At 40.0% G+C, this 16905-nt stretch carries 15 protein-coding genes and 1 pseudogene; 6 read left to right on the forward strand and 10 right to left on the reverse strand.

Annotation, left to right across the window (positions count from 1 at the left end):
• The first annotated feature begins 632 nt into the window (after positions 1 to 632).
• Complete coding sequence (locus GXP67_RS18720) at positions 633 to 3962, forward strand: UvrD-helicase domain-containing protein (protein ID WP_162444537.1); 3330 nt, start codon at positions 633 to 635, stop codon at positions 3960 to 3962.
• A 91-nt stretch (positions 3963 to 4053) separates the two neighbouring features.
• Here the strand turns inward: GXP67_RS18720 and GXP67_RS18725 are convergent, their stop codons facing one another.
• The 3 genes from GXP67_RS18725 to GXP67_RS18735 form a co-directional block, all read right to left on the reverse strand.
• Complete coding sequence (locus GXP67_RS18725) at positions 4054 to 5082, reverse strand: YsnF/AvaK domain-containing protein (protein WP_162444538.1); 1029 nt, start codon at positions 5080 to 5082, stop codon at positions 4054 to 4056.
• Between the two features lie 63 nt (positions 5083 to 5145).
• Positions 5146 to 5649 (reverse strand): YsnF/AvaK domain-containing protein, encoded by a 504-nt coding sequence (locus GXP67_RS18730; RefSeq protein WP_162444539.1) that lies wholly within the window; start codon positions 5647 to 5649, stop codon positions 5146 to 5148.
• Between the two features lie 307 nt (positions 5650 to 5956).
• The gene (locus tag GXP67_RS18735) at positions 5957 to 6568 is read right to left on the reverse strand and encodes a hypothetical protein (protein WP_162444540.1); all 612 of its coding nucleotides are present in this window, start codon (positions 6566 to 6568) and stop codon (positions 5957 to 5959) included.
• A 259-nt stretch (positions 6569 to 6827) separates the two neighbouring features.
• On the opposite strand from GXP67_RS18735, the gene GXP67_RS18740 reads away from it, so the two are divergent.
• Positions 6828 to 7898, forward strand: coding sequence for a 1,9-bis(guanidino)-5-aza-nonane synthase (locus GXP67_RS18740; RefSeq protein WP_162444541.1), 1071 nt, complete (start codon positions 6828 to 6830; stop codon positions 7896 to 7898).
• Between the two features lie 227 nt (positions 7899 to 8125).
• Here the strand turns inward: GXP67_RS18740 and GXP67_RS18745 are convergent, their stop codons facing one another.
• The 4 genes from GXP67_RS18745 to GXP67_RS18760 all read right to left on the reverse strand — a co-directional run bounded on the left by GXP67_RS18745 (position 8126) and on the right by GXP67_RS18760 (position 11300).
• On the reverse strand, positions 8126 to 9442 hold the full coding sequence (locus GXP67_RS18745; protein ID WP_162444542.1) for an ABC1 kinase family protein: 1317 nt from the start codon (positions 9440 to 9442) through the stop codon (positions 8126 to 8128).
• Positions 9443 to 9529: 87 nt separating this feature from the next.
• Positions 9530 to 10168: a TetR/AcrR family transcriptional regulator gene (locus GXP67_RS18750; protein ID WP_162444543.1), complete on the reverse strand. Its 639-nt coding sequence runs from the start codon at positions 10166 to 10168 to the stop codon at positions 9530 to 9532.
• A gap of 84 nt (positions 10169 to 10252) precedes the next feature.
• The gene (locus tag GXP67_RS18755) at positions 10253 to 10426 is read right to left on the reverse strand and encodes a hypothetical protein (protein ID WP_162444544.1); all 174 of its coding nucleotides are present in this window, start codon (positions 10424 to 10426) and stop codon (positions 10253 to 10255) included.
• A gap of 94 nt (positions 10427 to 10520) precedes the next feature.
• On the reverse strand, positions 10521 to 11300 hold the full coding sequence (locus GXP67_RS18760; RefSeq protein WP_162444545.1) for an RMD1 family protein: 780 nt from the start codon (positions 11298 to 11300) through the stop codon (positions 10521 to 10523).
• Between the two features lie 265 nt (positions 11301 to 11565).
• On the opposite strand from GXP67_RS18760, the pseudogene rpmH reads away from it, so the two are divergent.
• The 4 genes and pseudogenes from rpmH (at position 11566) to GXP67_RS18780 (ending at position 14851) form a co-directional block, all read left to right on the forward strand.
• Positions 11566 to 11723 (forward strand): annotated as a pseudogene (gene rpmH / locus GXP67_RS18765) (50S ribosomal protein L34).
• 83 nt (positions 11724 to 11806) lie between these two features.
• Entirely contained in the window at positions 11807 to 12220 is a 414-nt protein-coding gene (gene rnpA / locus GXP67_RS18770) for a ribonuclease P protein component (protein WP_162444547.1), read from the forward strand.
• An 87-nt stretch (positions 12221 to 12307) separates the two neighbouring features.
• Positions 12308 to 13966, forward strand: coding sequence for a S41 family peptidase (locus GXP67_RS18775; protein WP_162444548.1), 1659 nt, complete (start codon positions 12308 to 12310; stop codon positions 13964 to 13966).
• A gap of 21 nt (positions 13967 to 13987) precedes the next feature.
• The gene (locus GXP67_RS18780) at positions 13988 to 14851 is read left to right on the forward strand and encodes a sulfite exporter TauE/SafE family protein (protein WP_162444549.1); all 864 of its coding nucleotides are present in this window, start codon (positions 13988 to 13990) and stop codon (positions 14849 to 14851) included.
• Here the strand turns inward: GXP67_RS18780 and GXP67_RS18785 are convergent.
• From GXP67_RS18785 to lptC, 3 genes are read right to left on the reverse strand one after another with little or no spacing between them, the layout of a single operon-like run.
• A complete protein-coding gene (locus GXP67_RS18785; protein WP_162444550.1) occupies positions 14843 to 16168 on the reverse strand; it encodes a hemolysin family protein in 1326 nt (441 codons plus the stop codon). The genes GXP67_RS18780 and GXP67_RS18785 overlap by 9 nt on opposite strands.
• Positions 16165 to 16407, reverse strand: coding sequence for a hypothetical protein (locus GXP67_RS18790; protein ID WP_162441255.1), 243 nt, complete (start codon positions 16405 to 16407; stop codon positions 16165 to 16167). Before GXP67_RS18790 ends, GXP67_RS18785 begins: the two co-directional genes overlap by 4 nt.
• Positions 16404 to 16901, reverse strand: coding sequence for an LPS export ABC transporter periplasmic protein LptC (lptC, locus tag GXP67_RS18795; protein WP_162444551.1), 498 nt, complete (start codon positions 16899 to 16901; stop codon positions 16404 to 16406). The genes GXP67_RS18790 and lptC overlap by 4 nt, the downstream gene beginning before the upstream one ends.
• Positions 16902 to 16905 lie beyond the last annotated feature (4 nt).

Consider the following 16905-nt stretch of genomic DNA (forward strand, 5'->3'; position numbering starts at 1 on the left):
GAATAGACATCTTGAACCCCATAAACTGAAGGTTGCAGTTACCAGCTATGATCTTTAAATATGCCCAGGGAATTTTCTTCCTTATTTCATTTTGAACATCTGATTTAGTATTATTTGTCATCAAGATTACAGCAAGTAAAATAAAAAATCACATTGCTTGTTTTTATGCTATCATAAATACCATCCATTTATAGCCTTTTCACTGAGTAGTTATCGAAGTTGGAAGCTGGAAATGAGAAGGTAAACAGATTAGTATCCGATTTCTATCATTTATCTTTCAAATTCTCTCAGGTAATCAGTTATAATGGATATTTCATTTAAATAGATTTAATCTGCTTTTCTTATAAGCTCTATTTGATTAGACAGTAAGCAAACTGAAAAGCGCTTTGATTCAACCTGTTATTCTAATTGTGAGTATATTGTCAGAAGCTCGAATCATTAAAATCCTGAAACAGGAAAACCTGGCAAAAATTGATAGAGGTAAATAAGCCCGCTGTTATGAAGATAATATAGGAAATTGTAAGCCGGAAACTACAGATGTTTTACCTTTACATAGATGGAATTGTAGAACAGGAAGCATCAACCAGAATTTTCCAGCTTCCAACTTCCATCCTCCAACTTCTAATACACTAATGCCCAGCTCGCATCCATTTAAAATATACAGTTCTTCAGCCGGCTCCGGAAAAACCTATACCCTTACCAAAGAGTACCTGAAACTAGCCTTGCAACAGGACAATCCTACCTATTACAAGCAAATTCTGGCTATTACTTTTACCAACGATGCGGCAAATGAGATGAAAGAGCGGATTTTGTCTGCTTTGAAAGGTTTTTCCGATGAGAATTCCCTATCTGAATCCAGGCAGGCGTCCAACCAGGTGCTGCTCCAGACCATTGTGGAAGAACTACGGGCAGAAGGCGAGCATGTAACAGCCACAGAAATCCGCCGACGGGCCGGACGTACGTTCAGGAGTATCTTGCATGATTACTCGGATTTTGCGGTGAGCACGATTGATAGCTTTGTAAACCGGCTGGTGAGTGCCTTTACAGAAGAACTCAATATTCCTTTTAATTACGAAGTAGACCTGGATGCTGCCGATCTGCTTAATAATGCCATCGACCGGCTGCTGAACAGAATAGGAGAAGCAGAAGAAGCCGTACTCTCTGAAATGCTGGAAGGCTATGCGATGGAAAAAGCGGACGAAGGCAAAAGCTGGAACTATTTGCCAGATGATCTTGCCGGATTCGGAATGCATCTGCTGAATGAAAAAGTATTTGAAGCAGTAGGGAAATTACAACAGGTTACTTTACAGGATTTCCGGGATTTCCGCAGCAAAATCCGGGAGTATCTCCAGTTACTTCAGGGACAAGTAGCCAGCCTGGCGGATGAAGCCTTGCAACTCATCGCCGAAAATGGACTAGACAGCAAATGTTTTGTGGGTGGAAGCAATGGTATACATGGCTATTTCTCCAAAATTGTAGAAGATCCGGAAGGGCGCATTATCTGGGCACCTACCGAAGCTTTTATCCGGGGAATTGAAGGCAGTGAATGGGCACCCAAAGCAGTAAAAGAGGCGCAGCGTACCAAAGTAAACGCCATTGCTCCCGGTTTGCTGGAATATTATGAAGCCATTGAGCGATTGAAAGGCGAGTTTATTCTACTGGAAGCCATTTTGCGGCATTTTTACAAATTGTCTGTTATTCATGAGATCAATACGGAGCTGGAAGCCATTAAATCGGAGAAAAATGTAGTGCACATTTCGGATTTTAATAAGGCCATTATCAATATAGTATTGCAGGAACCGGTGCCTTTTATTTATGAACGCCTGGGTGAACGTTATAACCACATCATGATTGATGAATTTCAGGATACTTCGGTACTACAGTGGAACAATTTGCTACCGCTGATAGAAAACAGTGTGGCCAAAGGACATTTTAGTATGATTGTAGGTGATGCCAAACAAGCCATTTATGGCTGGAGGGGAGGCGATATGGAACAAATTGTATACCTTTCCCAGAAACGTTTTGCCGAACTCAGTAAAAAGCATCAGCAATCCGACTTACTGGACTACCGCTACGAAACCCTGGAGTTTTCCCTAAAATCTGAACGGCTTACTACGAATTACCGGAGTACAGCTGAAATCATTGAATTTAACAACAACTTGTTCCGCTTGCTGTCCGGTTTATATAACCATGATAAACGTCTGCTTGCTGATGTATATGATGCCTTTTTTGAACAGGAAATTCCGCCACAACCCCGGACAGGCGGACACATCCAGGTGGATTTTGTTTCCAAAGAATTGCTCACCTTAGATGCTTCTCCACAGGAACTGGCTAATCCCTATAAATTTAATACGTTTGATGCCTTACTAAATATCATTTATGAGGCGAAAGCAGGAGGATATTCCTATCAGGATATGGCAATTTTGAACCGCAGCAATGTTAAAGGGAAAGAGATTGCCAATTTTTTGCAGGAACAGGGCATAGAAGTGATTTCCCAGGAAGCTTTGCTGTTACAGTCAGCCCGATCGGTGCAACTGGTAATGGCTTTGTTTAAAGTAATCCACGAGCCGGAACATACCCTGCACCGCTATGAGGCATTGCATCTGTTTCATACCTATATTCTGGGCACTTTGCCGGATGCGACGGGAGAGGCTGTAAAGGAAATTCTGACCGGGGCTACTACTGAGCCTTTTTATGCATATTTTACTGAAAAAGGCTATACTATTGATCCTTTGCGCATCCAGCAGTCGGGTATTTACGAACTGAGTGAAAAAGTGATACAAGTATTTGAATTATTCAGCAAACCCAGGCAGGCCGCCTATCTGTTCCGTTTGCTGGATGTAATTCTGGAATTCAGTATCAAGCAGAGCAACCACCTGGCCGATTTTATGGAATACTGGGAGCAAAAGAAAGAAAAACTGTGTATCAATACACCTAAAGAGTGGGAGGCGATTACGGTAAGTTCTATTCATAAATCCAAAGGACTGGAGTACCCGGTAGTAATTGTACCTTTTGCTGACTGGGAGTTTTCGCCCAATAAAGAAGATTTACTTTGGGTAAGCCTGGAAAAAGAAAATCTGCATCCGGCTACCTATTTGCTTCATGAATTACCTATCCGTTCAGCCGCTATCTCTCCGGTAAAAGACCTAAACCGTACTCCTTTGCGGGATCAGTATAGCCGGGAATCCGAAAAAGTATTTGTGGAAAGTTTGAATACACTCTATGTAGCTTTAACCCGACCAACAGACCGGCTGTATTTGCTCACTAAAAAAGACGATTTTGAGAAAAAGAGTGATACCAGCCGGGTAAATGTGAGTTACCTGCTTTACCAGTACATTGCCCATTTTGGAGAGTGGGAGCCGGAAAGAAATACTTATATTTTTCACCAGGGTTTGCCCAAGCCAGGAACAAAATCTACTGTTACAGAAAACGAAACATGGACATTACGGGAAACCCAATATGCCGACTGGCAGGATAAGGCCAGACTTAGCCGGAAAGCTGCTATTATTTTCGATCCGCTCACTTTAGAAAAGCAAAGGGATATTTCCCAGAAGCTTTGTTACGCCCTCTCCCGTTTAACCTATGCGAAAGATCTGGATGATCTGCTTCTTACATTCCAGGCAGAAGGCCTGGTAGATATTACTGAAGCAGTAGAATTTGAACGAAGATTGAAAGCACTCCTTTCTCATGAATGGATACAGCCTTGTTTTAGCCCGGAAGTACGTATTATGTCAGCTCATAATATTATTTCTGCCAGAGCATTATCTTTACCATCTCCTGATAGAGTTGTAGTAAATAGGCAAACAATAAGTATATTGAATTTTTTGCCTGGTTCGCCCTCAGATGCGGATAGCAAGCGATTACAACGCTATAGTAAATTTCTGAAAGAGATGGGGTATGAAACGGTTGAAGCTATTCTGGTGAATGTGGCAGATAGTAGTGTGCAAAAAATTAGTGTATAAACAACACACAACTATTCTAACTAAAAAGCAGCTGCCAATCATGTGGGCAGCTGCTTTAAAATTCACTCCTGATATTTGTATCAGAAACCGATTACACACCTCTTGGTCTGCTCAGTTCTTCATCATCATCTAGTGTGCGGTCATCTGAATCTAATCTGCGTTCGTCAGAATTATATATTCTGTCAGTATCTGCGATCCTGTCATCAGTTCTCTTCAAATTCTCTACTTCCACATCAGTTCTGCGAACGGTATCACGCACAGTTTCTTCCCGTTCTTCTACATCTTTATTCAAAGATATTTCTTCTATTACACGGGCTTCTTTATTTACAACAGGTACTTCTGAGCGTTCTGTCATTTCAACTGTACCTTCCCGGAATCCAGCCAGATCAGCTTCAGAAGCCGGACGGTTAACTGGGTGTCTTTCTACACGTACATGTTCTTCCCGCAAACGAAGGTTTTCTTCTACAGGTTTTTCAATAATCCGGCTACGTAAACGAACGCCACCAGTTTCTACTACCCGTTTTCCAACATTAAGTTGTTCTTCAATGATAGGCAGTGAAGTTTCAGAATCAACTACATCTCTTCTATCCAAATTTGTTCTGTTATCAATATCTACTCTATCTGTGTCAACAACATCTCTGTCTCTGAATTTATCAGCGTCGAATCTGTTTGTATCCTTATCAAACCTATCGGCCGTATAAGCAGCACCGGTAGTAGTGGTATCTGTGAAATTAGAGCTAGAAGTAGTGTTTGAGTAATTACCAAACTGAGATGCACGTTCATCAACATTTACTGCGCCATATTCGTCCAGAATATCAGCTGCTCTTTCTGCTTCGTCCGAAGATTGGGCATGAACAGTAACTACACAACCACGGCTGGCAACACGGCTATACTTATCGGATTCATCGCTGCTTCCGAATAAAGAGCGGAAAAAGCCGCCAATGCTATCATCGTCGTCGTGTTTGCGGCTAGTGTAATCACTATCGCTTGAAGTGTAATTGCTAGAACTTCTATCGGCAATATCAATACTATTGCGGGTAAAGCCTCTTTCTACCAGATTGTCAACGGCCCTTCGGGCTTCGCTTTCATTATCAAAAATTCCAATCACTGTTTGTGCCATGATGGTCCTCCTTTTTTAGGTGTTTAGGTTAAATAAAAGATTAGTTTGTTTGGGTTGTATTAACTAAGTTGTTGTATCAACTAAGTTATTCTCTTTTGGCCGGATGGGTATTCCGGTATCTATATCTTCGCTGTTTCCGGCTATACGTTCTACTATTACTTCTTCCCTGCGTAGAGTTACTTGCTGAGGCACAGAAGTTTCTATTTTGCGTTTAGTAATACGTAATTCTTCAGTTATAAACAGTCTTTTTTGTATAATTACTTCTTCCCGGAGTACAGGAATAATCATAGTGTCTCCTTCATAGCGTACTTCAGGTGCTTTTTCTACATACTGGTTTACCGGAATCCGTTCTACTGTATGTTCTTCATGTACGAGCGGAATATCTATGGTTTTCTCCTCTTCGTGCACCTTTTTAGAAACAAGCACTTTGCCGGTTTCTATTTGCTGCTTGCTTACGTGTACTTGCTCTTCAATTACCGGAATTACAGCAGATTCATTAATTACCTGGTTCTCCGCAAAAGTTCTTTCCTGCTCAGGCTGATATTGTGAATCTGATGTCTGGTTCATGTCGCTTCCTCCTTTAATAGGTACAATAAATTACACAAAATCAAGTATTTACCTGATCTGGTATATCTGCTTAGTTTGCAATAGTATTACGTGAGAATGGAGAGAGGGTTTAGAAAATAATCAATAAATTCTATAATAAAATTTTGATGATTATCTTCAGAATGCTGTAAGTACTTGACAGATAATAAGGTAAGTTGGAAGTAAAGGTGTTACTTTAACAATTAATTAATATGTAAGTATGAAAAGATTAAGTAGAATCAATTTTAGAAGTGGAAATCCTGAAAAGCAAGGAGTAAAATTTAAAACGTCATTTCATAAACATGTGTTGCAAGGCTTTCCAGAGTAATTTTTTGGCATCCGGACTATTTTCAAGCACACTTAAACTATCGGCTAGCAGCATATCTACACCTTCAATACGTTCTACCTGGTATTTTTTTAGATATAGTTCTAAATTTAAAGCCGTTAAGCCTACCCCAAAGCTGATGAGCTGGTTTAATACTTTCTCTTTTAACAAATCTATATATTCTATCCGCTGAATATTATTATAGTTCACCAGGTCTACATCATCAATGTCCAGCTTCACAGAGAAAAGAATTTTCTTTAGCAGGGCTTCTTCATTTTTTGCCAGGTAGGGAGAGTGCTCATTATTGAATAAGATCATTACCTTGTTTCTGTTTTTTTGCGGAACTGGTTTCTGAATGGGGGCAGGTGATTGAATAGGTTGAGCAGGAGTGGCTTTCAGTGGCGGATCTGCTACAGGTTTTGCAACAACTTGTTCGACAGAGGGATTCGCTTCCGGCACTTCAACAGGTAATTCTGCTAAAACAATGGGTGATGGTTCCAGCTCTGGCCTGAGTACATAAATGGGTTCATTTAGAAATAAGGACAGATAATTTATTTTTTCTTCATCAAAGGCCATAAGTAGCAGAAGTTAGATGACTATTATGATAAAATATTGAGTGATATTATGCTGATAATCAATATGATAATCTATGCTGTTTTCCCTGGTATATCTTATGACTTTCAGCTGATATTTACCGAAATATTCTACAAATATTATGGTTTTTATTGAACTATACCTGCTTAAAATATGTAATTTTGCTGGCCGTTTGAAAAAAGATCACTTTTCTTTACAGTCCGGTTCGTTCAATTTATAAACCCTTAACAACATTTAAAAAATGAACAAAAACCAGAATTCAAGAAAACAAGAGCTATTGCAAAGTACCATTCAGCACATTGACATTAAACAACACAATGTCGTGCCGATGATCGATGCAATGGGCAGTATGGCTTTTCAGGCACGCAATTTATCCAGAGGCGCTCAAATTTTCAATAAGATGCAGGAGGATAAAGAATGCGCTGTATTCCTGACACTGGCTGGTTCGCTGATCTCGGCCGGCTTAAAAGGAGTAATAGTTGATTTAATAAAAAATAACATGGTAGATGCTATTGTTTCTACCGGAGCCAACATTGTAGACCAGGATTTCTTTGAAGCCTTAGGGTTCAAACACTACGTAGGAACTCAATATGGTATTGATGACCAGGAATTACGTGAACTGATGATCGACCGTATTTACGATACATTCATTGATGAAGAAGACCTGCGTATCTGTGATGCTACCATTGGTGAAATCTGCGAAAGTTTAGAAAAACGCCCTTATTCTTCCCGTGAATTCATCCGTGAAATGGGTAGATACCTGGCTGAGAATGACAAGTATGCCGATTACCGCGAAGATTCAATTGTATACCAGTGCTATAAAAAAGGAGTGCCGATATTTGTGCCTGCCTTCTCCGACTGTTCTGCTGGTTTTGGCTTGGTGCATCACCAGTGGCATAATCCCGATAGCCATGTATCTATCGATTCTGCCAAAGATTTCCTGGAAATCACCAAAGTAAAATTAGCGAACCCTGAATCTGGCATATTTATGATCGGTGGGGGTGTTCCTAAAAACTTCGTTCAGGACATTGTAGTGGCTTGCGATATTTTAGATAAGGAAGCGCCTATGCACAAATATGCTGTTCAGATCACAGTGGCCGATGAAAGAGATGGTGCTTTATCTGGTTCTACCTTGAAAGAAGCTTGTTCCTGGGGAAAGGTAGATACGGTATATGAGCAAATGGTATGGGCAGAAGCTACGATTGCTATGCCGCTGATTGCCGGATATGCGTATCACAAAAAATCATATGAAGGCCGTCCAGAGCGTAATTTTAATAAGATATTAGACAAGAAGAAGTTACAGCACGCTTAAATATAGAGTTTATATAAGTCAAAAGCGTACAGATTAATGTCTGTACGCTTTTTTATTTTGTTAAAATATATTCTTTATACGATTAGATATTCTGCTTAGAGGCATTTCTCCTCCAGGGCCGGAGAGGCCCCGCTTTTGCATCCACCACTCTATACAACCCGCACAAGGCCGGTGCTGACCCGAAGGTTGTATAATGTGACTCCTGCAAAAGCTGTAATTATTGAAAACTATTTAGTTGCCAGCAGCCATTCTGGCCGGGTAGTGCGTACTTCTGCCTTTAGTTCGTGTAGCATCGCATATAATCCATAATAGGTGCGGTTGATATACAAGGCATGCCTGGAACCACGGGCTTTTTTAGACTCACGCAATTCTTTTAATTTGGAAAGTTTTTCACCGTATTCGAAGATAGAATCGAAATAGGCATTGTCGCCAAAGTCGAAGGTATCGGAATGGAAGGGTTTGCCCAGCAATACAATCATCGTTTTGAACAGCTCACTGAAAAAACGGAGTTGTTCCGGAGTATCATACTCATTGATAAATTCCAGGTTATTGAAAATTTCTCTGGTTTTTGTCTCATCACCCAGAATAGCTGGATTAATCAAAACAAAATAGTTCTGGTAATAATCTTCCGGAATTTCTTTCACACAGCCAAAATCAATAATTCCCATTGTACCATTCTCCCGCATCAGGAAATTACCCGGATGTGGATCGGCATGTACGGTTTTCAAGGTGTGGATCTGGTAATCGTAAAAATCCCACAAGGCCTGGCCAATCGTATTTCGTACTTTCTGAGATGGATTAGTTTGCAGAAAGTCTTTTAAATGTTTGCCTTCCAGCCAGGTCATGGTAAGAATGCGTTCACAGGAATATTCTGGCAGATACGTGGCAAAGTCAATGTTGGCAATATGGCTGCAAGCTTCAGAAAGTTCTACAGAGCGGCGAAGTTCCAGGGTATAATCGGTTTCTTCCAGCAGTTTGCTTTCCACTTCTTCCATATACTTATCTACGTCTTTCTCATTCAGGTTCATGAGCCTGACGGCAAAAGGCTTTACCATTTTCAAATCAGACTGGATGCTGTTGGCTACACCAGGATATTGCACTTTTACCGCAAGCTTTTTTCCTTGCAAATAAGCCTCATGTACCTGGCCAATAGAGGCCGCATTAGCCGCTTCCATATTGAAAGAATCAAATAATTGCTGGGGCGTTTTGCCGAAATACTTTTGAAAGGTTTTAATCACCAAAGGTCCGGAGAGGGGTGGAGCACTGTACTGAGCCATGGTAAACTTTTCAGAATATGCTTTGGGAAGCAGGTTTTTATCCATGCTCATCATCTGGGCTACTTTCAGGGCGCTGCCTTTCAGTTCACTCAATGACTCATAAATATCATGGGCATTGTCTTCATGCAGGTCTTCTTTGGTAAGGTCTGCATCGAACATACGTTTGGTATAATGCTTTATATAATTGCCGCCTACCTTGAAGCCGGTTTTCACAAACTTGGTGGCCCGTTCTACCTTGGTAGCAGGAATACTGTTCTGACTTTTCATAATGAATGGGATAAATGGAAATAGAGCTACTGAAATGAACAGATTTACGATCTAAATAAACCTTCTGTAATTCAGTAATTCTATTGTTCAGTTTTTGCTTTGATAGAGGAATTTGGCGAAATCAAAAATGGAATCTAGGGGCGTACGGCCTAATAAGTCAAATGAGGTGTTCACTGCTTTTTCAATGGCTACATCCGTTTGTTCAAAGTTTTTACTCTGATCCTTAATCCAGAAGTTAAGTACAAACAGTGCCTGCATCCAGAAACCATCTGCATAACGGTTGCTCAAATAAGGGCGGTCTATGATTTCATCGGTAGTTCTGCCTTCACGGATCAATTCACCAGCAAATTCTTTGAAAGCATTCCGGAACGTGTATAGTTCTGTTGAGGCTGTGTGAAAACGGCGGCCTGGATATTTGTTGGCGGTGTATACCACAAAACTGCGGTTGTTTTTCAATACTTCAATCCAGGAGTAATAAAAGGAAAGCAGCTTTTCCCGGACAGAATACTGCATGTATACTTCCTGACTTTCTACTTTAACCCGGGTGGTTTCAAATAGTTCTCTCCACACTTCCTGCTCCAAGCCTTCAAAGGAATTAAAATGCTGATAAAACTCTTGTTCGCTGATGCCCAGATGTTTGGCAAAGGCAAAAACGGAAACTGGCTGGCGGCCATGTTCCAATACATATTCTATATAGTGTTGCTGAATGTGTTCTTTGTTTTCCATAATCAGATAACCTTAAATGGCAATGAATGGTTTAGCTAAATAAGGAAATCGTTGTGGTTTAATGAAGGATTCATTTAGCTCTGCTCAAGGGATAATAGCTTTGTCAAAAAGTTCATTAATATACCAGCTAGAGATAAGGCCATCTAATTTGGTATTAATGGCTTCTGCCTCTTCATAACTGTTTCTTTCTCCAGCTAAGCTATTTTGACTAGCTCTTTGCAAAAACTGCTCAATTGAGTTTCTTAACTCCAGATTCATTGAAAGTAAAATGGAATAATATGTGATATATAGATTCTACATTTATCCAATCAGAACCATTCATTTAGCTAAGTATACAACTAATCACTTAAACCTAAAACACCCGGTTAACAATTGTATCAATTACTTCCAGCAAAATCAAAAGAATCACAATCCATTCAAGGCGGTTGCTTTCACGGTGTTGCAACTGGTCGGTGAAAAGTGAAAGATTATCCTGCACGATTTTGAGTTCATAATCCAGTTCCCGGAACCGCATATTGATGTCGAACATATCTCTAAGGCCATGATCCAGTTTAGACAGCAATTCATTCTCCCAGACGAGGTCAGGCGAGTTGAAAACATATAAATTATCGAAAATGCTGTTTTTAACATTGAGCGTTTTACCGATGTATTTCATCAGGTTGGTTTTAGAAATACGGATTCGTCCGTATTTTTCCAGTTCATCGGTGAATTTTCTGGTACTGTCTAAGGCTTCCTGTCCGAGTTTCTCATAAAAATCCATGGCTACCGACTGGGCAATATTGAGAATGATAATCCGGACCACATTTTCATTTAAGGCCGGGACGACCAGGGAGTTATAGTTAAAAGTGAGTTTAGCCTGAGGATTTACGTCAACAAGTAAATCTTCTTTGAAATCTCCTTCTACTGGTTTTTCACAATAACTTTTCAGGAATTTGATAAAATCGCTTTTTTCCACATCTCCATACCCAACAAAGCCTACCACGCCATAATTGAGCACATACAGAAATTTATTGTTCTCCTGTGCATAAAACGCTTCAAAGGCACTGGCTGAAAATGGATTACCTGTAAACTCGGCCCTGAATTTCTTTACATTGATTTGTTCGGCAATCAAGAACGCTTCTACCCGTAGCATATACTTTTTTCTGCAAATTAGCTTTTTTCTCCGAATCCGCTTATAGCGGGGTGATTGAGCGAATGAGTAATTGAGTGACTATAGTTTATAGTCACTCAATTACTCATTCGCTCAATTACTTATTCACTATTTTTTTCTGACTGCCTTTGTCTTTCTGCAACTATTCTCTATCTTTGCAAGCTCAAAAAATACGCTTGTTCTTATTTCTTCATCCGAAGGATAAAAGGCAGGCATCCCGGATTGAAAATAAAAATATAGCATAGACATGAAAAGAACATTTCAACCTTCGCAGCGCAAAAGAAGAAACAAGCATGGCTTCAGAGAAAGAATGGCTACCGCTAATGGCAGAAGAGTACTGGCCAGCCGCAGAGCCAAAGGCAGAAAAAACTGACCGTTTCTGACGAAAGAAGACATAAAGCTTAATTCAGTTTCCGGCTTTAAAGCATTCGTTGTAATTGCTTATAAAACAAAGGGTTTATTCGTTGGGTTATAGTTGATACTTCTTTATGGAAGACCTTACAAAGCCAGCTTCCAGTCAAAAACTACCCAAACACGAAAGGCTGAACAGCAAAAAAATCATTGAGGAACTTTTCCAAAAAGGTTCCTCTGCTTTTTTATATCCTTTCCGTATTCATTATCTGCCTGCTTCTCAAACAGAGCCTGTTTCCTATCCACAGGTACTTTTTTCTGTATCCAAACGGAATTTTAAAAGAGCCGTAGACCGCAACTTACTTAAACGTAGGATGAAGGAGGCTTACCGGAAAAACAAATCTACATTGATGACAGCCCAGCCGGAAGGGCAACGGCTTGCCTATATAGCTATTGTGTATATAGCCAAAGAAAAAATCTCTTTTGAGATCATTGAGAAAAAACTAATAGTAGCATGGCGTCGTTTAGTAAACAACCAGAACTCTGTTTGATACACCCAAAATAATTGCGTATATTTATTGATGTGTATCTATCCGGTATGCGTTATCTAATTTTTCCCTCTATAAATTCTTTTGCGTATGAATACCAAGCGTGTACGAATTGCTGTTCTCAGCCTGATGCTTGCGGCTGTGTTCAGCTTTTTTGCTTTCAACAACCCTGGCGAGCGTTACTTCGAAATCACCCGCAACCTCGATATTTTCGCTACCCTTTTTAAAGAAGTGAACATGTATTATGTGGATGAGGTGAATCCTAATAAAGTGATTAAAACCGGCATAGATGCGATGCTGAATTCTCTCGATCCTTACACTGATTATATTCCCGAAGACGAAATTGAAGATTACCGCACTATGACTACCGGCCAGTATGGAGGCGTAGGCGCTTTAATTGGCAGCCGGGGCGGGCGTACATTGGTATTGATGCCGCATGAAAATTCTCCCGCTACCAAAGCAGGGCTTCGCATCAGCGATGAAATTATTAAGATAGATGGCATTGATATTAAAAATAAATCCTATTACGACGTAAATAAACTGCTGAGAGGACAAGCCAATACGACGGTTAAACTGACCATTATGCGCTATGGACAGAAAACACCTATTGAAGTTCCGATCACACGTGAAAACATTAAGATTGACAATGTGCCTTATTATGGGATGGTCAATGATGAGGTGGGCTATATTCATTTATCCGATTTTACCACCGGTGCCGCCAGAGAAGTGAAAAATGCTGTGGTAGAACTGAAAGGAAAAGGCGCTAAAAAACTGATTCTGGATTTAAGAGATAATCCGGGAGGATTGCTGAGTGAAGCTGTAAACATTTCTAATATTTTCGTGCCCAAAGATGCTGAAATTGTAAGCACCAAAGGCAAAGTAACTGACTGGAATAAAACCTATACAGCGCTAAATCCACCTATTGATACCGATATGCCTATGGCTGTGCTCACCAGCAGCCGCAGTGCTTCTGCTGCAGAAATTGTATCTGGTGTTATTCAGGATTATGACCGGGGTGTACTGGTTGGCCGGAAAACTTATGGAAAAGGTTTAGTACAAGCTACCCGGCCCCTTTCCTATAATTCTCAGCTGAAAGTAACTACTGCCAAGTATTATATTCCCAGCGGCCGTTGTATTCAGGCAATTGATTATAGCCATCGCAATGACGATGGTAGCGTAGGTAAAATTCCGGATTCTCTACGGGTTGCCTTTAAGACAAAGAATGGAAGGATAGTATATGATGGGGGTGGCATTACGCCAGATGTACCGGTTGAGAAGCCCAATTATGCTTCTATCACCAATAGTCTGGAAAACAAAAATCTCATTTTTGATTATGCCAATAAATATTTCGCAGAACACGAAAAAATCGCATCAGCCAATTCTTTCAACATAACAGAAGATGAATATCAGGCTTTTGTAAAGTGGTTAACCGATAAGGAATACGATTATACTACGCAGGTTGAAAAAACCCTGGAAGACCTGGTAGATCATGCAAAAAAAGAGAAGTATTACGAAGATATTCAGGAGCAGGTAAAATCTTTAAAATCCAGAATCTCTCACAATAAGGAATCAGACTTACAAAAATTCAAACCTGAAATTAAAGAATTGCTGGAACAGGAAATAGCCTCCAGATACTATCTCCAGAAGGGCATGGTAGAAGCTGCCTTCGATGATGATGCCGATGTTCAATCAGCGCTGAAAGTGCTAAAAGACTCAGAACAATACAACAGGTTACTCAAAGGCAAGTAGCCATATAAAAAGGACTGATATTTGTATCAGTCCTTTTTTGTTAGTTTTGCAGCTACAATGGTATATTACTTCTTCTTATTTATTTCAGGGCTGATCGGAGGATTTCTGGGCGGTCTGCTGGGTATTGGAGGAGGTATCATCTATATTGTGGTTATTCCAGTGGCCCTCTCAGGTATAGGTGTTCCCAGGGATGAAATTGTGCAGTACACCATTGCTAATTCAGTGTTTGCTTCTTTTTTTTCATCTCTCTCTGCCAACATTATTCTGGTTAAAAACCATGTATTCTATATCCGGGAAATACTCATTATGGGATGTGTAGGCATAGTAACTTCCCTGTTGCTTCTTCAATATGTGGTAAACACCAGCTGGTACTCTAAAGACACATTCAATCTGGTAATTGTGGTACTGCTATTATATATGCTGCTAAAAACCATATTAAATGCTTCCAACGGGAAAGATGAAAAGACAAAAGAGGATTCCAGGTTTGACCTGAAACTGGGTTTGGCAGGATTAGCAGGAGGTGCTGTTTCGGCTTTATCAGGTTTAGGAGGCGGGGTTGTTATCATACCTATTCTGCACACCATTTTTAATATGGACATCCGCAAAGCCAATGCTATTTCTCTAGGCGTTATCGGAATTACTTCCTTTATGATGACTATTTTCAGTATGTTTGAAAATGTAAAAAGCCCTACTGCCCTTTATCATACGGGATATATTATTTTTCCGGTAGCTTTATCACTTGCAGCAGGCGTAGTAATTGCTTCACCTTTTGGCGTAAAAGCCTCAAAAGTAATGTCTGCTCAGATGCTGGGGTATTTGTTTTCCTTTTTTCTGGCGCTGGTCATTATCCGGAAGATCATAGAACTGGCAGCCTACTCAAGTTAATTCCGGGGTTCTTTTGAGTTTATCTGGTTCGTTGGATAGAGGGGCAATGGCAAGTTGCACGGTATCAATCCGGGCATCCTGCATAGCAATAATTGTAAAAGTATAAGGCGCTACTTCAATTATATCATTTACACTTGGAATATCTTTGTTAATGGCAATAATAAGACCTCCTAACGTTTCATAATCCCCTTCAGGCAATTCCCATCCATACTTTTCATTCAGATAATCTACTTCATGACGAGCACTTAATAAATAGGTCTGGTTATCTATTTTCTGCTCTACCCAATCCTCACTCTGGTCATATTCGTCCTGTATTTCACCAAAAATCTGTTCCATTACGTCTTCCAGACTAATCAGGCCAGAGGTACCTCCAAATTCATCTACAACCAGGGCAAGACTTTTCCGTTCACTGGTAAATTTGAAAAGCAATTCATGTACAAGCGTAGTTTCTGCTACAATAATAATGGGCGTTACAATCTGGGTAATATCTTTAGGTTTCTTAAAAAGTTCCAGAGCATGGCAATACCCTACAATGTCATCAATAGTTTCGCGGTACACCAGAATTTTTGAATGGCCGCTTTTTACAAATGTATTCCTGAGTTTCTCTATTCCATCTCCTATTTCAACGGCGGTTATCTCTGTGCGGGGAATCATACATTCCCGGACCCGTTTGGTTTTAAAATTAAGGGCATTGGTAAATATTTTTGTATCTATTTCCGTTTCAGGCTGTTTAATTTCTTCAACCAATGGGCTATTGATATGATGATCCAGGTCTGTTAAGCCGAACGCTGGTTGAATCTGTTCATTGGATAATCGGAATATTTTAACCAAAACAAATTTGGAAACAGCTGTTACAAACATTGCCAGTGGATATACTACAAAATAGATAGCCCGCATGGGCAGAGAAAAAAACAAGGCAAACTTTTCAGGATTAATTAAAAACAGGCTTTTTGGTAAAATCTCTACCACTATAATAACAATGAAGAGGGCAATGCTGATTTGTAGAAGCAGGACAATAAGCTCATGGTTAATTTCCGGAGGCAGCACTATTATCAGATTTCTAAGCCATACATCCAGTACACTGGTTATACTTAACGTATACAATACCAAACCTAAGGTGGTGCCAGTGAGAATGGTACTAATAAAACCAGCCGGGTTTTTGAAAAAAGCTGGCAGCATTTCTCCGGAGTATACGCCTTTCCGCCGTAATATTTCCAGGTGGGGTTTATTGGAAAAAGTAAAGGATAACTCAATGCCTGCAAGCAACACTAGAAACAGGAGTGATAAAATAACACTGAGAATCTGAAGCGTGATCATTTGCGGATGCGTTTAGTAATTTTACCTGGCTGCTTTTTTTGTACAACGCTTGGTTTGGCTGATGTGGTAGGTTGTTTCTCTACACTTTTATTTCGCTGGAATTTAAATACCAACAGGAGTGCAATAGAGAGCATGAATATCCAGTAACTTTGCAGAATTCCTACTGTGAATGTCTGGTGTACGCCAATGATGAGAAAAGCAACTGCCAGGGAGAATAATATGGTTTCTGATAGTTTCATTGCTGTGAGAGAGGCAAGGTTCCGGTAGGCTTCAGTATTTTCCAGCGGCTAAAATCCTGGTTTGCTTCCAATCCCTGTCCTTTTAAAGTATCAGATTTGGTTTGTATCACTACAAATTTATCAGTAAATATTTTTTGTGTTTTGGGCGTCCAGTGTAATTCTTCCGTATTCATCTTTTGCGTCTTCACAGAGTCTATAATTACTACATTCCCGGTTACCGTATATTGGTTTTTCTCCTGATAAAATACACCAGAATTAGCCCGAAGGGTAGTAGTGCGGATTTGATTTTCATTATAAAATTCTATATATACACCTTTAGGCCAAATTTTATCTCCGTTATCCATAATTTCTTCCCTAGGGGCTGCCATATACATCTTAATTTTAGCTGAGTCAGTATAGGTATGTCTGATATTTTCAGAAACTAGTTTTGGCCCAGTGTAAGGTTTTATAGCCTGTAAATCTTTGTCATCACCTTTACATGCCAGAAGTAGCATACAC

The organism is Rhodocytophaga rosea, from assembly GCF_010119975.1.
GTDB lineage: Bacteria > Bacteroidota > Bacteroidia > Cytophagales > 172606-1 > Rhodocytophaga > Rhodocytophaga rosea.

What these genes read in the sequence shown, in the direction of transcription:
- GXP67_RS18775 (WP_162444548.1), top strand. Translation starts at nt 12,308, where the DNA reads ATGAATACCAAGCGTGTACGAATTGCTGTTCTCAGCCTGATGCTTGCG.
- GXP67_RS18730 (WP_162444539.1), bottom strand. Translation starts at nt 5,649, where the DNA reads ATGAACCAGACATCAGATTCACAATATCAGCCTGAGCAGGAAAGAACT.
- lptC (WP_162444551.1), bottom strand. Translation starts at nt 16,901, where the DNA reads ATGCTACTTCTGGCATGTAAAGGTGATGACAAAGATTTACAGGCTATA.
- GXP67_RS18760 (WP_162444545.1), bottom strand. Translation starts at nt 11,300, where the DNA reads ATGCTACGGGTAGAAGCGTTCTTGATTGCCGAACAAATCAATGTAAAG.
- GXP67_RS18745 (WP_162444542.1), bottom strand. Translation starts at nt 9,442, where the DNA reads ATGAAAAGTCAGAACAGTATTCCTGCTACCAAGGTAGAACGGGCCACC.
- GXP67_RS18720 (WP_162444537.1), top strand. Translation starts at nt 633, where the DNA reads ATGCCCAGCTCGCATCCATTTAAAATATACAGTTCTTCAGCCGGCTCC.
- GXP67_RS18740 (WP_162444541.1), top strand. Translation starts at nt 6,828, where the DNA reads ATGAACAAAAACCAGAATTCAAGAAAACAAGAGCTATTGCAAAGTACC.
- GXP67_RS18725 (WP_162444538.1), bottom strand. Translation starts at nt 5,082, where the DNA reads ATGGCACAAACAGTGATTGGAATTTTTGATAATGAAAGCGAAGCCCGA.
- GXP67_RS18785 (WP_162444550.1), bottom strand. Translation starts at nt 16,168, where the DNA reads ATGATCACGCTTCAGATTCTCAGTGTTATTTTATCACTCCTGTTTCTA.
- GXP67_RS18790 (WP_162441255.1), bottom strand. Translation starts at nt 16,407, where the DNA reads ATGAAACTATCAGAAACCATATTATTCTCCCTGGCAGTTGCTTTTCTC.
- GXP67_RS18735 (WP_162444540.1), bottom strand. Translation starts at nt 6,568, where the DNA reads ATGGCCTTTGATGAAGAAAAAATAAATTATCTGTCCTTATTTCTAAAT.
- rnpA (WP_162444547.1), top strand. Translation starts at nt 11,807, where the DNA reads ATGGAAGACCTTACAAAGCCAGCTTCCAGTCAAAAACTACCCAAACAC.
- GXP67_RS18750 (WP_162444543.1), bottom strand. Translation starts at nt 10,168, where the DNA reads ATGGAAAACAAAGAACACATTCAGCAACACTATATAGAATATGTATTG.
- GXP67_RS18755 (WP_162444544.1), bottom strand. Translation starts at nt 10,426, where the DNA reads ATGAATCTGGAGTTAAGAAACTCAATTGAGCAGTTTTTGCAAAGAGCT.